Source organism: Paraburkholderia fungorum (genome assembly GCF_046026025.1).
GTDB classification, from domain to species: Bacteria; Pseudomonadota; Gammaproteobacteria; order Burkholderiales; family Burkholderiaceae; genus Paraburkholderia; species Paraburkholderia fungorum_E.
This window is the reverse complement of sequence record NZ_JAQQFL010000026.1, coordinates 112,809-132,772: the sequence shown is the minus strand read 5'-3', so window position 1 is coordinate 132,772 and position 19,964 is coordinate 112,809. Positions and strand designations below refer to the sequence as shown.

The window sequence follows — 19,964 nt, the reverse complement described above, 5'->3', positions numbered from 1 at the left end:
AGCCGAGACCGGTGCCGTGGCCATCGGGCTTGGTGGTGAAGAACGGTTCAAATACGCGCTCGAGAATTTCGGGCTTCATGCCAATGCCCGTGTCGGTCACCGAGAACACCACGTATTCTCCAGGCGAGAGCTCCGGCTTGCCACGGCAAAACTGGGCATCCAGCACGCGGTTCGTCGCGCGTACGGTGAGCGTGCCGTCGGCCTGCATCGCGTCGCGCGCGTTGATGGCAAGATTGAGCAGGGCGTTTTCGAGCTGGTTGCGATCGACTTGCACACGCCACAGATCGTCGCTCAACACGGTTTCGATCTTGACGGTCTCGCCGAGCGCGCGGTGCAGCATCTCGCTCATGCCGGCGAGCAGGCGGCGCGGGTTCAGCACGATCGGCGAGAGCGGCTGGCGCCTCGCGAAGGCCAGCAGATGCGCGGCGAGTTTCGCGCCGCGTTTGACGGCATCGGTCGCGGCGGACAAACGCCGCGACGTAGCCGGATTGCCGTCGGTATCGGCGGCGAGCATCTGCAGATTGCCGTTGATCACTTGCAGCACGTTGTTGAAGTCGTGCGCGACGCCGCCTGTCAGACTGCCGATCGCTTCCATCTTCTGGGCCTGGCGCAACTGCTCTTCGGCGAGTGCCCGTGCGGAGACCTCATCGGCGACACGTTGTTCGAGTGTTTCGGTCAACTGACGTAGCGATTGCTCGGCGATCTTGCGTTCGTGGATGTCGATCAGCACGCCGGGAAAGCGCGTCGGCTTCCCGTGTTCGTCGAACTCGCACTGGCCGTTCGCCTGCACCCACATATAGTCGCCATCGGGGCGGCGAATCCGGTACTCGGCGCGAAACGGCTCGCCGGTGCGCATCGCTTCGATGGTCAGGCGATCGTTGAGCGGCTGGTCGTCGGGATGGATCACTTGCGTCGCGGCATGGCGCTCGACCCCCTTCGCGGCTTCTTCCAGTGGAAACGAAAAGGTGCGCGCGAAGCGTTCGTCACCGGTGACGGTGCCGGTGCGCAGATCGAGCACCCAGGTGCCGAGCACGGCGCCGGTATTGAGCGCGAGTTGCAACCGTTCGTTGGTCTCGTGCAGTTCCGCCTCGGCGCGTTGCCGCCAGCGTTCGGTCAATATGCGTGTGGTGGTTTCGACGACCATCGCGAGTACGCCCGCAGGTGCGCCGCTGTCGTCGGCGACCGGACTGTAGTACAGGTCCATCCAGACGTCTTCGGGTTTCCCGTCGCGCAGCAGAACCAGTTCCTTGTCGCGATACGACAAGGTGCCGCCGGCCAGACAGGTCTTCATTACGTGACGGTTGAAGTCGGCGACCTCCGGCCAGCCGCGCTCGACCGGACAACCGAGCAGATAGGGATGCCGTCCGCCTGCGAAGATCGCGTAGGCGTCGTTATAGATCATGTAGCCCGGTTTGCCCCATAGAAGCACGAGGGGTACGGGCGAGGCGAGCAGCATTTGAACGACGGCAGTGAGACTGCGTGGCCAGTCTTCCACTGGGCCGAGGCTGGTCGCGCGCCAGTCGAATTCGCTGATGCGCCGCGCCATTTCCCCGTTCCAGCCGGGGCAGCCGTGGTCTTGCGCCGGAAAGGGCATGGCTGCGCTCCACAGAGTTCACGTCAATGAGTGTGTTCCCACTCTGCCGACGCGCATGGCGCGCGTGAATGCCCCTCAGGAGGTGGGATGAATTCGTCTGCCGTACACCGAGGGCGCGAAGCGGCCACGCGGCAGGAATAATTGTAGGCGACAACGCCCGGCTGGTGAGGGGATCGAGTGCGCTTTATGGGGCTGGCCGAACAATGCTGGCGACAGGCAGGCCACCGCGTGGCAACCTTTACCTGGGCTACCCGGATAGTGCGGTGCAAAGCGGAAAGAACGGCTCGCGAAGCGATACGATGCGCGGGAAAAACATCACACGAAACGCGCTGCCTGAGGTGCCTGAACTGGACATACGTCGGGCGTCAGGTCGCTATTGCGCTCGCGCCGGAATAGCGCGAACGGCAGCATCCGCTGCCGCCTTTGCTCCGCTTATGAACTGATGACGGCGCGAGCGGATCGGCAATGTTCCGCCGCCGCCCAACGCAAAAGACTGCTAATTCGACAACGACAAATAAGGCGACGTGAGCGGCGTAGGCGGGAACGGCTGCAATCCCGTCTGTTTGCTAAAGCTATAGCGCACATAAACAGCGGCAAGCCACTCACGATACTCATAAGCATTGCCGAGCGACGCGGTCGCCCCAAACGCCAACTGTGGCGCGAGTTGATATTCGCCCACCGCGCTAAGCGAATAAGAAAGGCCGGTCTTGCTCTGCCCAGGATAAACCGCGCCGCTATCCACACTCGTGCCGATGAGTTTGGCTACCGCAGCGGCGGTGCTCTGGCGGTTGGAACCGTCATTGAGCGGGAAGTAGTTCGACGCGTCCTGACGATAATGCTGCACGCCGATCGACCCCTTCACGTCATAGGTGAACTGACCGTTGCGCCCAGTCCATTCCACCGGCAGATTCAGGATCACGTACTGTTGCGGACTGAAGTAACCGCCCTGACCATAGGTGAAGTACGACAGGTTGTTGGCATAACGCATCAGTGTCGTGTTCACGCCGACGGTTAGCGTCTGATCGGCATCCTTGAAGACGCGTGTATAGACACCGCCGCCACCCTTGACGGCGTTATTGCTCGCAACGTTGTAGCCCTGGTAGAACTGATACGCGGCATTCACGTACAGGCCGCTGGTGCCGTCGTCCCATGCCAGGCTGCCGAGGCCGCCGTTGGAGGTGACGCCGCCCCACTCGAGGCCGGAGCCCGAATCGCGCGCGCCCGCATACGACAGCAAGCTGTCCGTCACCGCGCGGCGTGCAATGGCGAGCGAATACGACACCTTGTCGGTAATGCCGCCGTTGTATTGCAGGCCGCCCACGATGGTTTTCTCGGGGAAACCGAGCGGCGTGACACCGATATCGCCGCTAAAGCTGCGCGCTTCGTAGCCGAGCGACAAGCCCACGCCGCTCGCGGTCTGACTGCCATACGTGTTGTTGCCGGCGACCGCCGCGGTGGCGGAGTTGAAACTGGACAGCCCCGCGCCGAATCGCGCGAGCGTCGAGAGATTGCCCGAGGCGGTGCCGGCGTCGAGCGTAACCGGCGTCGCGGTCACGACGATATGACCGTTGCCGGCCTTGATGCGCCCTTGAATCGGCGCTTCGATATCGGTCAGCGTCGACAGGCCGTCCTCGCCCGAACGGTTGCGGAACACGATCCCGCCCGACACCGTGCTCGCCTGCTCACGATTGACCTGAGCCAGTTCGTCCGCCACGCCGAGTGTCTGCGTGTTGGCGACGTTCGGTTGCGGGTAGCCGCCGCCGTTGCCATTCGCGCCGGGTTGCTGCGGGTAATACGGCTGCGCATAACCGGTCGGCGGCTGCGGAATGTACGGTTGCTGCTGCTGCGCGTAATAACCCGATCCCTGGTTCGGATACGGCTGATAAGGCTGCTGACCGTAAGCCTGCTGCGGCGGAACCGGCTGATAAGGTTGCTGCGCGTAAGCCTGTTGCTGCTGGGGATAAGCTTGCTGGCCGTAATAGGGCTGTTGCTGCTGCGGGTAGCCCTGGCTCTGCCCATACGGCGCCTGCGCGTAGGCTTGCGTGTTGCGGTTGCTCTTCGCCACGCTTGGCTTTTTGCTGGTCGAGCGTTTCGTGCCGGTGGGCGAGCTGGCGTAACGCGGCTGTTGCATCGAACCGCCGTTGGCTTGCGCTTCGCGCGCCGCGGGCGACATCGGCCACGGTGTGGCCGCGTAGCCGTCCGGCATCTGCTGCGGGTATTGCGCCTGCTGCGGATACCCACCTTGCTGCGGGTAGCCGCCTTGCTGCGGATACCCCGCTTGTTGCGGGTAGCCGCCTTGCTGCGGATACCCCGGGTTGTACTGCTGCTGCGGGGCCTGCTGCATCTGCGCCTGGCCCTGGCCCGGATACGGCTGCAACGGCGCGCCTGACTGGCTCGATCCGTTGGCCTCCTGACCGTAGCCACCCGTGTTGACGCCCGGACGCGGCGCGTTATAGGGCAACGCGGAGGGCGCGGCATTCGGTGCGGCATTGGGCAAATACGGCTGCGGCGCGGGTGCCGTATAAGGCGCGACGTAAGGCGCGGGCTGCGTGGGCGGCGGATAGTTCGGCACGGTCTGTGACGGCAAGGAGGACTGCGAGTACGGAAGCGAGGCACGCGCGGCATTGGAGCCGCCGCCGGCAAACGCCGCGTTGTCGGCGTCGGTCGGCGAGATCGTGGCGGTTTTACCTTCGAAGGGATTGGTGCCCGGCAGCGGCGTGGCGCCAATGCGGCGCATCGCGACTTCCCAGCCACGCGGCACGTTGCTCGGTGCATTGGCGCGCTGGGCGTTGGCCATCAGCGGCGTATTGGCCGCGACCAGCGAGCGCTGCAGATAAGTCGAGGCAAGCGACAGCTTGCCCTCGGCGCGATACATGCGGCCCACCGTCGCCAGCACGCCCGGGTCGCCTGGGGCTGCCGCGAGCGCTTGCTTCGCGAGCGATTCGGCATAGCTGAACTGCTTGGCGCCGGCCGCCGCGGAGATGCTCGCCTGCAGCAGGTTCAGATCGTCGGGCTTGCGCTGCAGCGCGACGCGGTAACTGGCAAGCGCGTTGCGGTCGTCGCCGGCGCTCGAATAGAGGCGGCCGAGGGCGGCTTGCAGATCGGGATTGTCGGGCATCGCCGCCAGCCACGGCGCGATCACGTCGTAGGCGCTGGCAAGATCGCCGCGCTGACGCACCGCGTCGCATTGCTTGATGACGATACCCAGATTCAGATTGCCGAAGTCCGTGCGCTGCTGGGGCGTCAATTGCATCGACGCAAGCCGCCGCATCACCATGCCGAGTTCGGCTTCCTGCTGCGTGGCGGACAGAATGCCCGCGTATTGCAGCAGTAAATCGGTGTTGCCGGGCGCCGCGTTCATCGCGCTGCGCACGAGACCCAACGCGCGATTCGGGTCGCCGGCCTGCTGATACGCGGCCGCGATCACGCCGATCAGTTCGGGGTTGTTGGCGGCGACCGGTTCGGCGGCGCGCAAGGTGGCCAGCGCTTGCTGCGACTGGCCGTTACGCGCCATCCGCGTTGCGAGGTCGGCTTGCTGATGCACCCACAAACGGTGCTGCAGGGTCGTCATCGCGTCGGTGCGTTGCGCGACTGGAATCCGTTCGAGTTGCGCGAGACCGGCCGTCCAGTCCTGCGTTTCCGCCGACAGCAACGCGCTCGCGTAGAGCGCGTCGGTCATGTCGGGATGCGCGGCGAGCAGTCCGTCCATCATGCTGCGCGCGTTCGCCACCGCGCCCTGGCGCACGTAAATGCGCGCGAGGTCGAGGCGCAGCCAGGGATCGTCGGGATCGTTCAGCAGTGCGTCTTCAAACAGGCTGCGCGCGCTGCCGAGATCGCCGCGCGCTTCGGCCGCGCGTGCCTGGGCGGCCTGCGCTTCACCGCGCAGACGGTTGATGCCGCCGGCCTTCGATTGCTGTTCGCTGTTCAGCTGATTGGCGAATTGCAGCGCTTCGTCGCCGCGGCCTTGCGCGGCGAGCGCGCCGACGAGGCCGCGAATCGCATCGGGATTGTCGGCCTGGCGGCGCAATGCCATCCGGTAGGCCTGCTCGGCGCCGGCCGGGTCGCCATTCGAGAGCAGCATCTCGCCGAGCAGCACCTGCGCGGTGACGTCGGACGGGTTCAGCGCGATCGCGCGTTCGAACAGCGACTTCGCCTTCACGAACTCGCCATTGCTGCGCGCGCCGATCGCGTCGCTGGTATAGGTCCAGTAGGTTGCGCTATCGAGCGCGGTTTTCCAGCGCGCCGGATTGCCGCCGCGCGACGCGCGCTCCAGATAGTTGCGGGCCTCGGCAAAGTGTTCCTGCTTCAGTGCGGCGATACCCATGCCGCCGAGCGCGTCGGTGTCGTTCGGACTATTTGCCAGTACTGACGAAAACTTCGCTCGCGCCGTGCCGAGGTCGCCACGATCGAGCGCGGCGAAACCGTCGGCGATGGTGCGGCCACGGGCGTCGACGGCGGCATTTTCCTGAGCACGATCACGGGCCGCCTTGTCCTGCAGAACCATCGACTCGAAGCGCGCTTTCACGGCCGCATCGTCGGGCGAGCCTTGCAGATAGGCTTCGTACGTTGCGACGTCGGAAGGCCGTGCGTCCAGCCACAACAAGGCCTGCCGCCAGCTCTTTTTTGCCGGCGCGCCAACGGTGCTGTCGCCGGCGAGCTTCTGCAACCGCGCAATACCGTCGCGGCGCGTCGAGTCGCGATAGGTCAGATGCTGGGCATAGGCGAGGGCGTAGCGCGGGTCGTCGGGATTGTCGCGCGCGAGCTGTTCGAGGCCGCGGCGTGCCTGATCCCAGCCCTGCGGCGTGGCCGACAGCGCCTGGTAATACTCGAGCTGCAGTTCCGGCGTGGCCGGCTTGCCGTTCAACGCGCGCTGGTATTCCTCCACCGCACTCGCGCTTTGGCCGCTTTGCGCGAGCCGCCGCGCATCATTGACGGTCTGATCGCGCAGGCTCGATTCGCCGAGACGCCGGCCGAGTTCGTCCAGATTCGGATAGCTCGGCGCGACCGCTTTCAGACGCGCCAGATATTGCTGCGCACCCGCGCCGTCCTTGCGGTCGGCGAGCACCATACCCATGCCGTAGAGCGCATCGGGTTGCTTCGGGTCGATGCGCAGCACTTTCTGCCACGCCTGTTCGGCGAGGTCGCCGCGGTGATGCGATTGCCAGTACTTGCCCTGATCGATCAGCACGCTCAGCGGATCTTTCGACGCCTGCGCCAACGCGTCAGGCGAAGCCGCCGCCGCGCAGCAGACGACAGTCAGGCTCAGCGCGAACCGCAATGACAACGCGAGGGCGCTCAGTCGCATGCATTTCTCCAACTTGGCACGAGACGGCCGGCTTCGTCGAAACGATAGCGGCCGTCGATAAATCCGGTGCCGAACAAGCCGAGCACACGATCGTAATAGACAGGTTCGCGGCCCGGCACGGTGGTGTCGAGCACGGCGAGGTGGGTGCGTGCGAGACCGAGGCCGCGCTCGTCGCCGAGCGCCTTGAAGTACGGCGCCAGCGCGCCCCAGTAGCTCAACGGTCCTTCGCCGCTCGCCGTGCCGGTGGTCGACGAAACCTTCTCGGGCGGGATGCCGGTTTGCGCCACGCGGGCGCGCATGCCGCCGAGCGCCGCGAGCCAGGGCTTGCCGAGCGGATCGGCGGGCGACGTGAGACCGGCCCACAGGTAGACCCGGATCGCATCGTAGCTGCCCGTGTCGCCTTCTTTCGGATCGACCACGAACTGGCCGTTCTGCCACGCGGCCCAGTCGGGCGCGAAGCCTTGAGGCGCGGTAGTCTTGATCAGCTTGTAGGCGCTATCGGCGAGCTTGCCCCACGGGCCGTTCGGCATGTCCTTGGCCAACGCGCGCAGCACGGGTAAGGGCAGATAGCTCGGATTCAGGCGCGTCACGCCGCCAATTTTGAAGCCCTGCGGTCCGGGCAGCAGCATCGGGCCGACGCCCGGCAGCGTGGTCATTTCCTGGCGCGCGATCTGGGCGGCGAGCGCCTGACCGAGTTGCGTATAACTTGCTTCATGCCAGAGGCGGCCGGCCTGCAGCAGATCGTAGGCGATCCACAGGTCGGAGTCGGAGGCGGAATTCTGATCGAGCACGCCGAACGAGCCGTCCGGTTTCTTGCCCCAGAGCCACGACGGCAGCCGCACGTTCTGTGCGTCGAACTGATTACCCGCGAGATTCGCGCGGGTCCAGTCGAGCAGGCGATCGAAGGTCGCGCGGTCGTTCGCGACCAGCGCGAAGAACATGCCGTACGACTGGCCCTCCGAGGTGGTTTTCAGTTGCGGCGACGAATAATCGATCACGCGGCCATCGGCCTGCACGAAGCGTTCGACGAAGATGCGGTAGGCCGGCCAGTCGGTGTTGCACTGAGCAGGCTGACCAGGCGAGGTGGTCTGGGCCACCTTGGTAATGGCGGCAACACTCGCGGCCGCGGCAAGCGCGAGACCGAAGCCCACCGTTAGCGTCATAGAGGTTTTATTGATTCGAACCCGCATATCAGTCCTGTCGGTCCTCTCAGTCTTTCAGCCGGCGCGCGGCGATCGAACGCAGCGTCCGGTAGAACAGGCCCGCGATGATCAGCGCGGCGAGCACGCCGCTTAGCACCAGCAACAGCGGATGCGACGACAGCGCCCAACGCAGATACTCTTGCGGCGACAAGCGGCCGACATAGTACGCTTCGCCGTTCGACGTGATGGTGACGGTGCGGCCGTGGATCACGGCCATCGCGCCTTGAATCTCCGGCAGCACGTCGGCGTCGAGCAGGGCGGCGGACAGATCGGCGTCCGACTGGCCGGCTGCGCTCACCAGCGCGACGGCGCTGCGGTTCTTCTGCAGCGGCGATTCGAAACCGGTCAGGAGGGCATCGCCGTTCGAACTCACGAGCGTGAGGTCGGCGCGCGCCGGCGAGCGTTCGACACCACGCTCGCCATGCCACCAGTCCTCGAGCTTGAAGACCACGTCTGACAGCGAGAAGGTGCGCGAATCGCCGTCGCTGGAGAACGGCATCGATTTGGCCCAGCGCTGCAGCAGCGGTTGCTTGCCCGGCGCGCCGAAAATCAGCAGGTCCTTGCTGGCGTACTTGTCGACGTCGTCTGCCGTGCCGACGGTGACGCCGTTCACCGGGTAGCCCGTCGAGGCTCCCATGCGGCCCATGGTCAGCAGGTACAGGCTGTAGTCGCTCGAATCGGCCTCGTCCGGCAGGATCACCGCGGTCTCGGAAAGATCGGCCATGCGCGTGAACGGGAAGCCGCTGTTGGCGAACGCCGCCAGATCGGGCAGCGCCATGTAATGCGGGAACGACGACAGATCGATGGTCGAGTTCGGATCGATTGAGCCGACCACGTTTTCCAGCAGGCGGCCGTGACATTCACCGGTGTTGGGAATGTCGTAGTAGAAATGCAGACGCACTTGCGCACGCGGCGTCAGCAGCAGCGGCGCGACGTAGACCGTGCGGCGCGCTTCGGCGGTCCTGTCCGGCAACACGCGCGCGAAATAATGGCTCAGCTCGAAGATGGAGGCCGACTCGGCCGGAATCGGCAGGGACTGCACGAAGCCATCATTGACGCTGATGTTCAGCGATGACCGGTCGCGCAGCGGACGCACCGTGTAGCGGTAGCGCAGATCGATCGGCGCGCCCTTGGTGTGCCACATGAACAGATCGGGCGGTACGCGCAGATTCACGCGCACGGCGTCGGCGTCGTAGCCGGACACGGTCAGGTCGCGCGGGTCGGCGAGTTCGCCGAAACGCACGGGGCGATTGGTGGGCAACCAGTTCGGCGCGTCGTACGGCGCACGCGGCGCGAGTTCGTTCAGGCGCGTGATCGTCGCGCTCGGGCCGGTCAGCGTGTTCTGGCCGATGCCGAGTGCTCTGGCCGCGGTTTTCAGTTCGGCTTCGGTACGGCCGAGCACGAGCAGCAGCTTGCCGCGCGCCGGCGCTTCGCGGTCCACCACGGCGATGGTCGGGCCGGAAATCGCCGGAATCGTTACACCCGCCGGACGCTGGTCGTCGGTGGCGAAGACCACCGCGTTGCCCGACAGCGGCGCGTTATCCAGTTGCGCCGGAAATACCGCGCCGCGATAGCCGGCGAGCGCGCCAAACCATGAGGCGACGATGCCGCCCGCTTCGAGCGTGCCGGCGCCGGGTTTTTGCGGGAACACGAACGGCAGTTCGAGGCGGCGCACGTCGCGGCGGTCGAAGAACGGCTGCGGCAACGCCGCGAGATCCGGCTTGCTGGCGAGCGACGCATAGGTCAGATCGAGCGAGCTGGCATTGCTGACGGTGGCCCATAGCGACGAGTTCGCCGGGTCCTCGCAACTCGTCGTGTAGTGACCGATCAACTGCACGTTCAGGTGGTTGAATTCGGTGATGAAGCGCGGATCGATCGAGACGTCACGCGCCACCAGCATGCCGGCCTGTTCGCGCGGCACCGGCAGCGTCGCGGCGACTTCGCCGTTCACCAGCACTTTCAACTGGGAAATATTCGCGAGCAGCGCGGGTGAGTAGCTGTAGACCAGATGCAGGACCGCGCCGGTCACCACTTCGTCGCCGCGTACCGAGAAGGCGACGCCGTTCTGGCCGTCCGTGCCGCGCAATTGCAGCGGATCGCGCGCGCCGAGGTCGGCGAACGTGAGCGTTTGACGGCGGCCGCCCGGCACCAGCGTGCCCGGTTCGGCCGTGGTGGGCGTTCTGATACCCAAGGCTTTCACCGACGACGCAGCGAGCGCCGGCGTGGGCGTGGCCAACTGTGCTTGAGCGATCGCGTTCGGATCGTAGGCGACGGCCGGGCTCGGCGCGGGCACGCTGCCGACGCCGGTGGCGACGCGCGCAGCTGGTGCCTGGCCTTGGGCCGCTGCCGTCAGGCCCGCTTGCGACGCGCTCGCGCTGCCGCTCATGGTCCCCGCAGCCGCCGCGACCATCTCAGCCGCCGAAGCCAGCGGCGCCGCCAATGCGGTTTGCAACGCGAGCCAGCAGGCCAGCCCGCGCGTCAATCGTTGCGTGCGGGAGCGTCCAGACAGACGCGCCTGCGCTCCCATCCCACCGCGCTCGTGATGCGAGCGTTCGACGTTTGACTTCGCCATCCTGTTGCCCATAGATCAGTCTTTGGTTTTTAGCTTTTTGACGTCCACCGGACGGCTTTTCATCGAGCTTCGAAGGTCGGCATAAAGATGCTCGAAAAGACCCCAGATGCCGCGTGCGCCGACGCTCAGCACATGCGACAGACCGCGTAGCGGCGTGTCCTGCTGACGTCCTTCAGCCCAGCCGGTCCATGCGTCGGCACGCGCGAAGGTGGTCTTGACGAACTCGTATTCCTGCTCGCGCGTCAGCGCCGAGAAGCGCAGGCCCACGCGGCCCGGCTCCGTAAATCCGACGGTGGCGGGGAAGGCGTATTCCTCGTCGCCGCGAAACAGCGACACGGTCACCTGTTCGTGCACCGGCACTTCGATTTTCGCGGGCAGCGCCACGCCGACGCCGCCTTCCGAGTAGTCGATGGTTTCGCAGGCGAGCGTACGGCCGGTCGAGAACTTCAGCATCACGGGCATTTGCATCGCCACGCGGTGCACGGCGCGAATCTGCCGGCGCTCGCTCGCCGCGGCCACGCTCGCGCCGAGAATCAGCATGTTGTAGGTGGTCCAGCCCAGATTCAGGATGGTCGTGTTCACCACGCTGCGGATGTGCCAGTTCAGATAGATATGCACGATGCCGACCACGAAGCCGATCAGGTTCAGCAACAGCAGGAACAGATACGGCCGCGAGATCGCCCAGTCGAAGTAGTTCTTCTCGATCTGGCCGCCCTTGGCCGTCACGTTGAATTTGCCGAGCTTCGGGTTGATCAGCGCGAGCAGCGTTGGCGCGGTGATATACGACGCCAGTACCGATTCGTACACTTCGGCCCAGAACGAATGGCGGAACGAGCGCTGCATCCGCGAGTTGGTGATGCTCGCGTGCATCATGTGCGGCAGGGCGTAGATCGCGATCGTGCTGGCGGCGGCCTCGATCACATGCGCGCCGAAGAACAGGTACGACAGCGGCGCGGTCAGGAACACCAGACGCGGGATGCCGTAGAAGAAGTGCATCATCGCGTTCAGGTAACAGAGCCGCTGGCCGATTTTCAGCCCCTTGCCGGTCAGCGGATTGTCGATCCGGAAAATCTGCGTCATGCCGCGCGCCCAGCGAATCCGCTGACCGATGTGGCCAGACAGACTTTCGGTGGCAAGCCCCGCCGCCTGCGGGATCGCCAGATACGCGGTGGTGTAGCCGAGACGGTGCAGCTTCAACGCGGTGTGCGCGTCTTCGGTGACCGTTTCGACCGCGATGCCGCCGATCTCTTCGACCATGCTCCGGCGCAGCAATGCGCATGAGCCGCAGAAGAAGGTGGCGTTCCACAGATCGTTGCCGTCCTGCACGAGGCCGTAAAACAGTTCGCCTTCGTTCGGCACCTTGCGGAAGGTGCCGAGATTGCGTTCGAACGGATCGGCGGAGAAGAAGTGGTGCGGCGTTTGCAGCATCGACAGCAGCTTGTCGCGCAGGAACCAGCCGAGGCCGATCTGCAGGAACGAGCGGGTCGGAATGTGATCGCAGTCGAAGATCGCGAGGTATTCGCCCTGGGTGATCTTCAGGGCTTCATTGATGTTGCCGGCCTTCGCGTGGCGGTTGTGGGTGCGGATGGTCCAGTTGACGCCGACCTCCTCGCAGAACGCCTTGAACTCGGGACGGCGGCCGTCGTCGAGCACATGAATCGCGATTTTCTCGGCCGGGTAGTCGAGCGCGAGCGCGGCGTAGATGGTCGGCTTCACCACCGAGAGCGGCTCGTTGTAGGTCGGGATGAACACGTCGACGCTCGGCCACTGGTCGCGCGAAGCGGGCAGCGGCATCGGCGTGCGCTTGAGCGGCCATGCGGTCTGAAAGTAGCCGAGCATCAGCACGATGGTCGAATAGACTTCGGCCGAGACCAGCAACAGGCCCCAGGCGGCGTCGAGCGGATGTTCCCAGTAAGTTGTCGACGTGAGCCGCCAGTACATATAGCGGCCCGAGGTGACCACCGAGAGCATGATCATCACCATCGTCGCGTAACGGCCGGGCATGCGGCGGAACCACAGCGCGGTGATGAAGCAGCAGGTCGCGAAGGTCAATTGCTCGTAGAACGCGAGCGGCACCGTGAACACGAAGTAGAGCATCACCAGCGCGAACAGCGTGACCAGACCCGTCACGATCCGGCTGTTCCAGAACCGTGCGTCGGCGAAGCGTTCGAGCCGCGACGGCTCGGCCCCCTCGAGGCCGTGCGAAGAAGGCGTACTCATGCGACGTTCCCCGGCGAGACAGCGATCGCGTCGACCGCCGTCATCAGCCAGTTGCCGCACGAGCGAAAATCCGCGGCCGCCTGGCTGTGTGGATCGTAGTGAATCAACGTGGTGTCGCACGCGAGCGCTTCACTCACGCCTTCGTCCAGATGGATCACGCCCGGGAAGAGCTTGTCGCCGAGCATCTGGCGCAGGACCTTGAGGACGTCTTTGGTCAACTGGCGCGACTGGTCGATCTGGTTGACCACGTAGCCCTCCCCGCCGAACTCCGGACGGGGCGTCGCGTAGGCTTCGATCAGCCGTTCCATTAGCGGAATGGCCGCGTACGAAGCCGCGTCGGCGAGCACTACGTTCAGCGCGAAGGTGGCCGCGCACAACGCATTGCGTACGTACGCGGACGAACCTGGCGGCGTATCGATGACGACGATATCGGACGCGTCGAGCCGCAGCGTTTGCAGCGACTGCGCGAGCCAGTTCGGGTCCTGGTCGATATAGGCTTCGAAGCGGCGGCGGTCGTCTTCGATCAGTGCGCCATAGGGCAGCACGGTGACGCCGTCCACGCCGTCGAACATCACCGTTTGCCACGGATCGCCCGTCAAGGTGGCGCGCGACAAACCGTCGATGCTGTCGAGCGGTACACCGAAATGCAGACGCAGTGCGTTCTGCGGATCGAGGTCGAGTGCAATCACGCGCCGGCCGCCGGCGGCCAGCACGGAGGCGAGATTGGCGGCGAGGGTGGTTTTGCCCACCCCGCCTTTGGCGGACACGACCGCAATGACTTTCATGAGCGACGAGGGCCGTTGACCAGCCACGAATTGGAGGGGGCGGGCGTGACGGCGCGCGGGGCGTCCGCCGGCGCGGCGGCCGTTTGAGCGGGGGTGCCGCGCAGACGGTCGAAGACCGAGTGCAGCGGAGCGGATTCGCTCGGATGGGCGGCGGGTTGCGGCGGCGCGGGTGCGGGTTGCGCGGCGAACAGTTTGCCGAGGATCGAGGCGGGCGGTTTGGGTGCCGTGGGCGCGATCGGGTGGGCAGGCGCCGGCATTGGGGCGTGCGCCTGGGCGGGCGTTGGTGTCCAATCCGCGGCAGGAACCCGGGTTTGCGCCCATGTCGGTGCGGGGGCTGGGGCCGGCGCGGGCGCGGCGGCTCGCGGTGTGACGGCGGGGATCCCGGCGCGTGGCGCCATCGCGTTGGGTGGCATGCCTGTCATCGGTTGCGTGACATGCATCGCCGTCGTGCGGAACGGGGCTAGCGGCGCAATACTTGCGGGCGGCATCGCTGCTGTGGGAGCCGGAGCACTGGCAACCGGCGGTACGCGTGGCAGGGCGGCGGTGGACGTGGCCTGCGTGACCAGTGGCGTCGTCGCGTCGATCTGGGCCGTGGCCGGTGTTGCTTGTGCGGAAGGTTCGGCGGCGGTTTGTGCCGCGGTGTCGTCGTTCGTTTCGGGTGCGCCGAAACGCGAAGCGCCACGCGGCGCCGCGGACTTGGCGGCAGCGATGACGACCGGCGGAATGTCACGCCGATGCGAGCGCGTAAACAGCGGCGCCTTTGCCCGCGTGACCGAGGCGGCGTCTTTGGGCACACCGTCCTGGCGATCGGCAGCCGCCACCGCTTCCTCGGCCGCCTTCTGGGCCGCTTCTTGCGCCGCCGTCGGGCCAGCCGCCTCGCGGCGTTGCACGATCGCGGGAATCGTGGGCTGCGTCAGGTCCAGCGTGACCAGCAGCGGCCAACGCGTGCGCGCCGAACGCGCTTCGTTCTCACGGCCGATTTCCTGGTACGCACTGGCGTCGCCCCCAAAATGATCGAATAGTTTCTCGATGTCGCTCGACGAACTCATAGTGCCACCGTGTTTTTCATGATCTGCCTTACCCCGATCCACACCCTTGCTCGCGACGCCGGCATGCCGGCGTCGCCACTTCACGCGCACCGGTCTCGCGCGTTCCTCACTGCCTGATGCCTGAAGACTCTACCGGCCGCGAGCCGGTCATGTCCGGCTCATGCCTGATGGTTCAATCTCGCGCTTCGTTCAGCGGGTTTCCTCAGACAGGATGCCGACCCAGTCGAAACTCGATCGCGGTGTCCGTGCCGTACGCGCTCGTTTGTGCGACCGACAGACCCTGCGCGCCCAATGCGCTCAACCAGGTCTGATAGACGCCTTCGAGAAAGGCCGGAGTCCACGCGAGCGCCGTGTTGCCGAATGCCTGCAGCGGGGCGCAGTAGTGCACGATGCGCAATGATTCGGCTTCGTCGGACAACTCGACGTAGCCCCAATCCATGTCTTGCCAGCGCAGATTCAACGCCTGAGCGAGTTCCGCCGTCGACCCGCAAGCGGGTAATTGATGCGCCGCGGCAAACCGGCAGCCGACGCGGTACATCAGTTGGCGCAGTTCATCGCGGCCGATTTGCGCTTCGAACTCTGTTGCCAATGCGCTCAGCATGCCGCGCCATTGTGGCGAGATCTGACGTTCAAGCAGGTAATCGAGAATTGGGACCATATTTTCCGGGAAATGGCCGTTGCTTCAGCCGTGTATAAAAACGGGCGCCGACGGTTGAACGCAAGTGAACGTGTTACGGAAAGCCGCGCGTTGCACGCGTTCGAGGTTACTTTTACCGGACTGTCCATGCTGCCCGCCACACTTCGCAGGAGTCTACTTAAGACATTAACTTTTAGCCACTTTACATTCGTCAGAGTTATACAAGCAAACGATTGCCTCGAATATTTGACATTCAAGTAATACTTACGTCATTTTTTCAGCCCCAATTTCCTTTCGTGCTTTCCTGCCTCGCACTTGCCTTCATGGGGCGTTCCTGCAGATTCATGCGGCGCAACGGCGTCGTTGTGACCTCAACTTTCATCAGGGCCGGTAAGCTTACGAACTTGCGCGGCCTTGCCGTGCAAACAACGGGGAAGTAGCACAGGCAGCACGAACGTGGCGCGCCATGACGATGCCGCCCGACTCAAGACAATAATGCTCAATCCACTCACTATTCTGGTTGTCACGGTTTTGTCGAGCACCATGGCGATGGCCGTGCTCGGCTCACTGTGGCGCGCGGCGATACCCGGTGTCGGCTACTGGATCTCGGCCAGTGCGGTCGCGATCGTGGCGCTTCTTGCCCTGGTGTTGCAAGGACATGCGTCGCGCTGGCTGACTGTCGTGGCGGCCAACGAACTGCTGGCTATCTCGCTCTTGCTGGTGGTTGAAGGCGGTTACCGTTTTCTGGGGCGCCGCACGCGGCCGTGGGTAGCCTATGCCGGTGCGTTTGCCGTGTTGATCGGCTTGACTTACTGGACCTTTGCCGCGCCCGATTTCAACGCGCGCGTGACCCTGGTGTCGGCGTATCACGCGGCCCTCTACGCCATGCTCGCTTTCATGATGGTGCGCCACCGACCCTCGAACCGGCCACGCTACTGCTACTATTTTCTCGCGATCACGTCGGTGCTCTTATGCGCGGGGCATCTCTCGCGCGGTGTCATGTACAGCTTCGGCGTATTGCTGCAGTCCAGCTTGCTGCAGGTGACGCCCGGCAATGTCGTCTTTCTCGCACTGGGTATCCTCGCGCCGCCGTGTCTTTCGATCGGGGTCGTGATGCTGGCGCACGATCGCCTTGCTGAACGGCTCGAGCGGCTCGCCAATATCGACGATCTGACCGGCGCGTTATCACGCCGTGCCTTTCTCGCGATCGGTGACTCACTGCTGGAGGCGTCGCAGCGCACCGGTTCGCCGCTGGCGATGGCCATCATCGATATCGATTCGTTTAAAGCGGTCAACGACCGCTACGGCCACGCCGCCGGCGACCAGGTGTTGCGCCATTTCGCGGCGTTTGTCAGCGCCAACCTGCGCAGCGGCGACGTGTTCGGGCGGCTGGGCGGCGAGGAGTTCGGCGTGCTGTGCCCGGCAACCGCCTGCGCCGACGCGGTGCGATCGATGGATCGTCTGCGGGGGCGGCTCGCGTCGGCCGCGCCGGGGGAGTTGCCGCGCGGACTGACATATACCTTCAGCGTCGGGGTGGATCAGTATCGGCGCGACGAATCGCTTGCCCAGTTGATGGCGCGTGCCGACGGCGCGTTGTATGCCGCCAAGGCCTCGGGACGCGATCGCGTGATGGCCGCGTAGCCCTTACGGGGCGGGGCGCAATTCTATTTGCGCACAGGGCATAAATATTTATCAGATGATTGCCGTTATACATTGGCCGAGTGACCGGAGCCAGCCTGATAACTATCAATATGCTTTCTACCTCAACGAAGCCACTGCCTGATTCCGGTTTGCGCGATCGTTTTCATCGACGGTCGCTGGAGCACCAGCGTCCGCTTTCGACCGTGACGATGGCGTTTACCGTCGTCGCGTTCCTGTGTCTCGTGGGGGCGCGCAACATGGTGGCCGGTCCGGCGACGCCGCTTCCCTACCGGCTCGCCTGCGCGCTGGTGCTTGCGCTGCTGGTGATGGCGATTCCACGCGCCGGTTCGACGTGGATGTTCGGCGCAATCGGTGTGGCGTACTCGCTGGTGCTGGTGGCCGGTCTTGCGCTGAACGTCGCCGGGGTCGAGCAGCCGTTGTTGTGGATCCTGCCGGCCATGGTGGTGATCCCGATCTGCGCGGCGCCGCTATGGCTCACGCCGCTGCATTTTTTCATTGGCAGTGCGCTTTTCTATGGGGCGGCATTTGCGTTGCTGTTTGGCGGGCCGCGCCCGCATGACGCCGACGTCGTCGTGTGGATGTGGATCGTGGGGATCGGCATGCCGACATCCATTGTGTTTCACTTCGGGTTCTATCGATTCCGGCGCAACCACTTTCTACTTGAGAGTCAACTCGCGCAGCTCGCCGCGACCGATCCGCTGACTGGCCTGCAAAACCGCCGCGCGTTTGTGAAGCAGGCCGAACGCCGCCTCGAAACCCTGACGCCGGATGCGCGGGTCAGCGCGATTTTTCTCGACATCGACAATTTCAAATCGCTGAACGACCGCTTCGGCCACGCCCTCGGCGACCATGCGCTGTACCAGGTTGCCCAGGTGCTGATGGAGGAGACCAGTGCGGAGGACAGCGTGAGCCGGATTGGCGGCGAGGAGTTCGCGGTGCTGCTGCGCGACGGCCTGGCCGGCGCACTGACGCTGGCCGAGCGGCTGCGCGGCGCGATTACCGCGATCGAGCGGCCGGACGGCAATCTGAGCGCGAGCTTCGGCGTGGCCGAACACCGGAGCGGCGAAAGCATCATGGTGCTGCTCGACCGCGCGGATGAAGCCTTGCTGCGTGCCAAGCATTCGGGCAGAAACCGCGTGTGCGCCGAACGCGCGCTGCCGCTCGAGGCGCTGGACGTGATGCTGGCCGATGCGGCGCGCGAGGAGGGCGACGTGGCCGTGCTACGGCATCGCTGGGACGAGTATTACCTGACTTCGCACTTTCAGCCGCTTTACAGCTTGTCGCATCAGAAGCAGGTGGGGTTCGAGGCTTTGCTGCGTGGCGAGCAGGACGACGGCACGCTGGTGCCGCCCGTTGTTCTGTTCGCGCCGAAGCCGTCCAGCGACGAAGGCGCGCTCGACCGCGTGAGCCATGCCGTGCATCTGGCCAATGCGCGCACGTCGCTGCCTGGCGACGCATGGCTGTTTCTCAACATTTTGCCGGCCACGTTCATTGCCGAAGGTTATGCCGATCAGCTCGCCACGATCGTGCGAGCCGTGGGGTTCGAGCCGGGGCGTGTGATTCTCGAGATTCTCGAGTCCCACGGCGGCAGCGTCGACGACATGTCGTGCGCGGCGGCTTTGTACCGCGAGCATGGTTTCCTGATCGCCGTCGACGATTTCGGCGCGGGTCAATCGAACCTCGACCGGCTGCTGCGGATCCGGCCGGATATTGTAAAGCTTGACGGCGAGTTGATTCGTGCGACCAGTCACGGCACCGAGCAGCCGATTTTGCCGAAGCTCGTTTCGCTGCTGCATCAGGCGGGGATGCTGGTTGTGGTCGAGGGCGTGGAGACGACGGAGGAATTGATCCTGGCTGTCGAGTCGAATGTGGATTTCGCGCAGGGGTATCTGCTTGGCCGGCCGGCGGCGGAGATTGCGCCGCCGGAGTCGGTACATCGGCGGATCGACGACGCTTTCAATGTGATTGCCCAGGGGCGGGCGCATCAGTATGCGTTGTTCGAATCGGAGGTCGAGCCGTATCGGGTTGGGTTGAGGCTGGCAGCCGATGCATTGCGGGCGGGTGTTGTGATGCGGGACGCGTTTGCCTCGCTGGCGACGTTTGAGCGTTGTATCAGCTGCTTTATTCTCGATGATTCCGGGCGGCAGATCGGGTCTGAGTTGCGGGGACCGGCGTGGAGTAGCGAAGGGGCTTCGCTGCATCCGGTGGCAAATCCGCAGGATGCCAGGTGGGATCATCGGCCGTATTTTCGTAATGCGGTTTTGTTGCCGGGAGTGGCGGTGGCTAGTAATCCTTATCTTTCTTTGGCCAGCGGCCGGCCTTGTGTTGCGGTGACGCTTGCTGTGCAGTTTGCTGCTGGGCGGTCTGTTGTTGGGGTGGAGCTGGATTGGTCGATGGTGGGGTTGCCTTGGCCGGCGGGGGATTAAGGGTTGGTTGGTTTTTTGCCTGGGCGGCGCCTGGTTGTATGCCTGTGGCGTTGGCCTTCTCTTGATTTCTGGTTTTGGCCTTTCCTTGGCTCGCTTCTTTGGCCTTTCCTTGATTTCTTAGCGGTCTATTAGCGTTCCCCCTGTGCGGGGGGGCACCCACTTTTCTTTGCCTGCCGCAAAGAAAAGTAGGCAAAAGAAAGCGGCTCACACCGCTAATTCTTAAGCGGGTCCCCTAGCTTGGAGGGGGTAGTGGTGCATCTGGAATCTGTGCTCTCGCACATTCGGCGTCAGTGACAAGGCACTCATTCTTCCGGCGGCGCTGCGCGCGCCGAACGGTCCTTCGTAAAAACACCCATCACGCCGAAGCCCCTGGTTTCCCTGGCAGACCCATCCGCGACGCACGTAGTGCGGAGTGGGAGCGGATGAGCGCCTTGTCACTAACGCGGAGTGTGTGGGAACACGGATTCCAGATGCACCACTACCGTGGCTGCGCGGGGGACCCGCTTAAGAGT

General features: G+C 64.7%; 10 protein-coding genes. 2 read left to right on the top strand and 8 right to left on the bottom strand.

Annotated elements, in window-relative coordinates; all coding sequences use genetic code 11:
- The 8 genes from PQR67_RS25745 to bcsD form a co-directional block, all read right to left on the bottom strand.
- Nucleotides 1–1,594: PAS domain-containing protein (locus tag PQR67_RS25745; protein ID WP_408465419.1), on the bottom strand; the 1,594-nt coding region annotated here is incomplete at its 3' end.
- Nucleotides 1,595–2,090: 496 nt separating this feature from the next.
- Nucleotides 2,091–6,899, bottom strand: a complete 4,809-nt coding sequence (locus PQR67_RS25740) for a cellulose synthase subunit BcsC-related outer membrane protein (protein WP_408465417.1) — start codon at nucleotides 6,897–6,899, stop codon at nucleotides 2,091–2,093.
- Nucleotides 6,890–8,089, bottom strand: a complete 1,200-nt coding sequence (gene bcsZ, locus PQR67_RS25735) for a cellulose synthase complex periplasmic endoglucanase BcsZ (RefSeq protein WP_408465415.1) — start codon at nucleotides 8,087–8,089, stop codon at nucleotides 6,890–6,892. Before bcsZ ends, PQR67_RS25740 begins: the two co-directional genes overlap by 10 nt.
- Nucleotides 8,090–8,108: 19 nt before the next feature.
- Nucleotides 8,109–10,685 carry a cellulose biosynthesis cyclic di-GMP-binding regulatory protein BcsB gene (bcsB, locus tag PQR67_RS25730; RefSeq protein WP_408465413.1) on the bottom strand — a complete coding sequence of 859 codons (2,577 nt, stop codon included), beginning with the start codon at nucleotides 10,683–10,685 and terminating at the stop codon, nucleotides 8,109–8,111.
- Nucleotides 10,686–10,688: 3 nt separating this feature from the next.
- On the bottom strand, nucleotides 10,689–12,893 hold the full coding sequence (bcsA, locus tag PQR67_RS25725) for a UDP-forming cellulose synthase catalytic subunit (protein ID WP_408465411.1): 2,205 nt from the start codon (nucleotides 12,891–12,893) through the stop codon (nucleotides 10,689–10,691).
- A complete protein-coding gene (gene bcsQ, locus PQR67_RS25720) occupies nucleotides 12,890–13,678 on the bottom strand; it encodes a cellulose biosynthesis protein BcsQ (protein WP_408465409.1) in 789 nt (262 codons plus the stop codon). Before bcsQ ends, bcsA begins: the two co-directional genes overlap by 4 nt.
- The gene (gene bcsP, locus PQR67_RS25715; RefSeq protein ID WP_408465407.1) at nucleotides 13,675–14,727 is read right to left on the bottom strand and encodes a cellulose biosynthesis protein BcsP; all 1,053 of its coding nucleotides are present in this window, start codon (nucleotides 14,725–14,727) and stop codon (nucleotides 13,675–13,677) included. The genes bcsQ and bcsP overlap by 4 nt, the downstream gene beginning before the upstream one ends.
- A gap of 202 nt (nucleotides 14,728–14,929) precedes the next feature.
- Entirely contained in the window at nucleotides 14,930–15,385 is a 456-nt protein-coding gene (gene bcsD / locus PQR67_RS25710) for a cellulose biosynthesis protein BcsD (RefSeq protein ID WP_408465405.1), read from the bottom strand.
- Between the two features lie 474 nt (nucleotides 15,386–15,859).
- Here bcsD and PQR67_RS25705 point away from each other — a divergent pair, with 474 nt between their 5' ends.
- Together PQR67_RS25705 and PQR67_RS25700 are read left to right on the top strand one after the other, a co-directional pair.
- Nucleotides 15,860–17,005 (top strand): GGDEF domain-containing protein, encoded by a 1,146-nt coding sequence (locus tag PQR67_RS25705; RefSeq protein WP_408465403.1) that lies wholly within the window; start codon nucleotides 15,860–15,862, stop codon nucleotides 17,003–17,005.
- A gap of 110 nt (nucleotides 17,006–17,115) precedes the next feature.
- Nucleotides 17,116–19,452 (top strand): EAL domain-containing protein, encoded by a 2,337-nt coding sequence (locus tag PQR67_RS25700; RefSeq protein ID WP_408465401.1) that lies wholly within the window; start codon nucleotides 17,116–17,118, stop codon nucleotides 19,450–19,452.
- Nucleotides 19,453–19,964 lie beyond the last annotated feature (512 nt).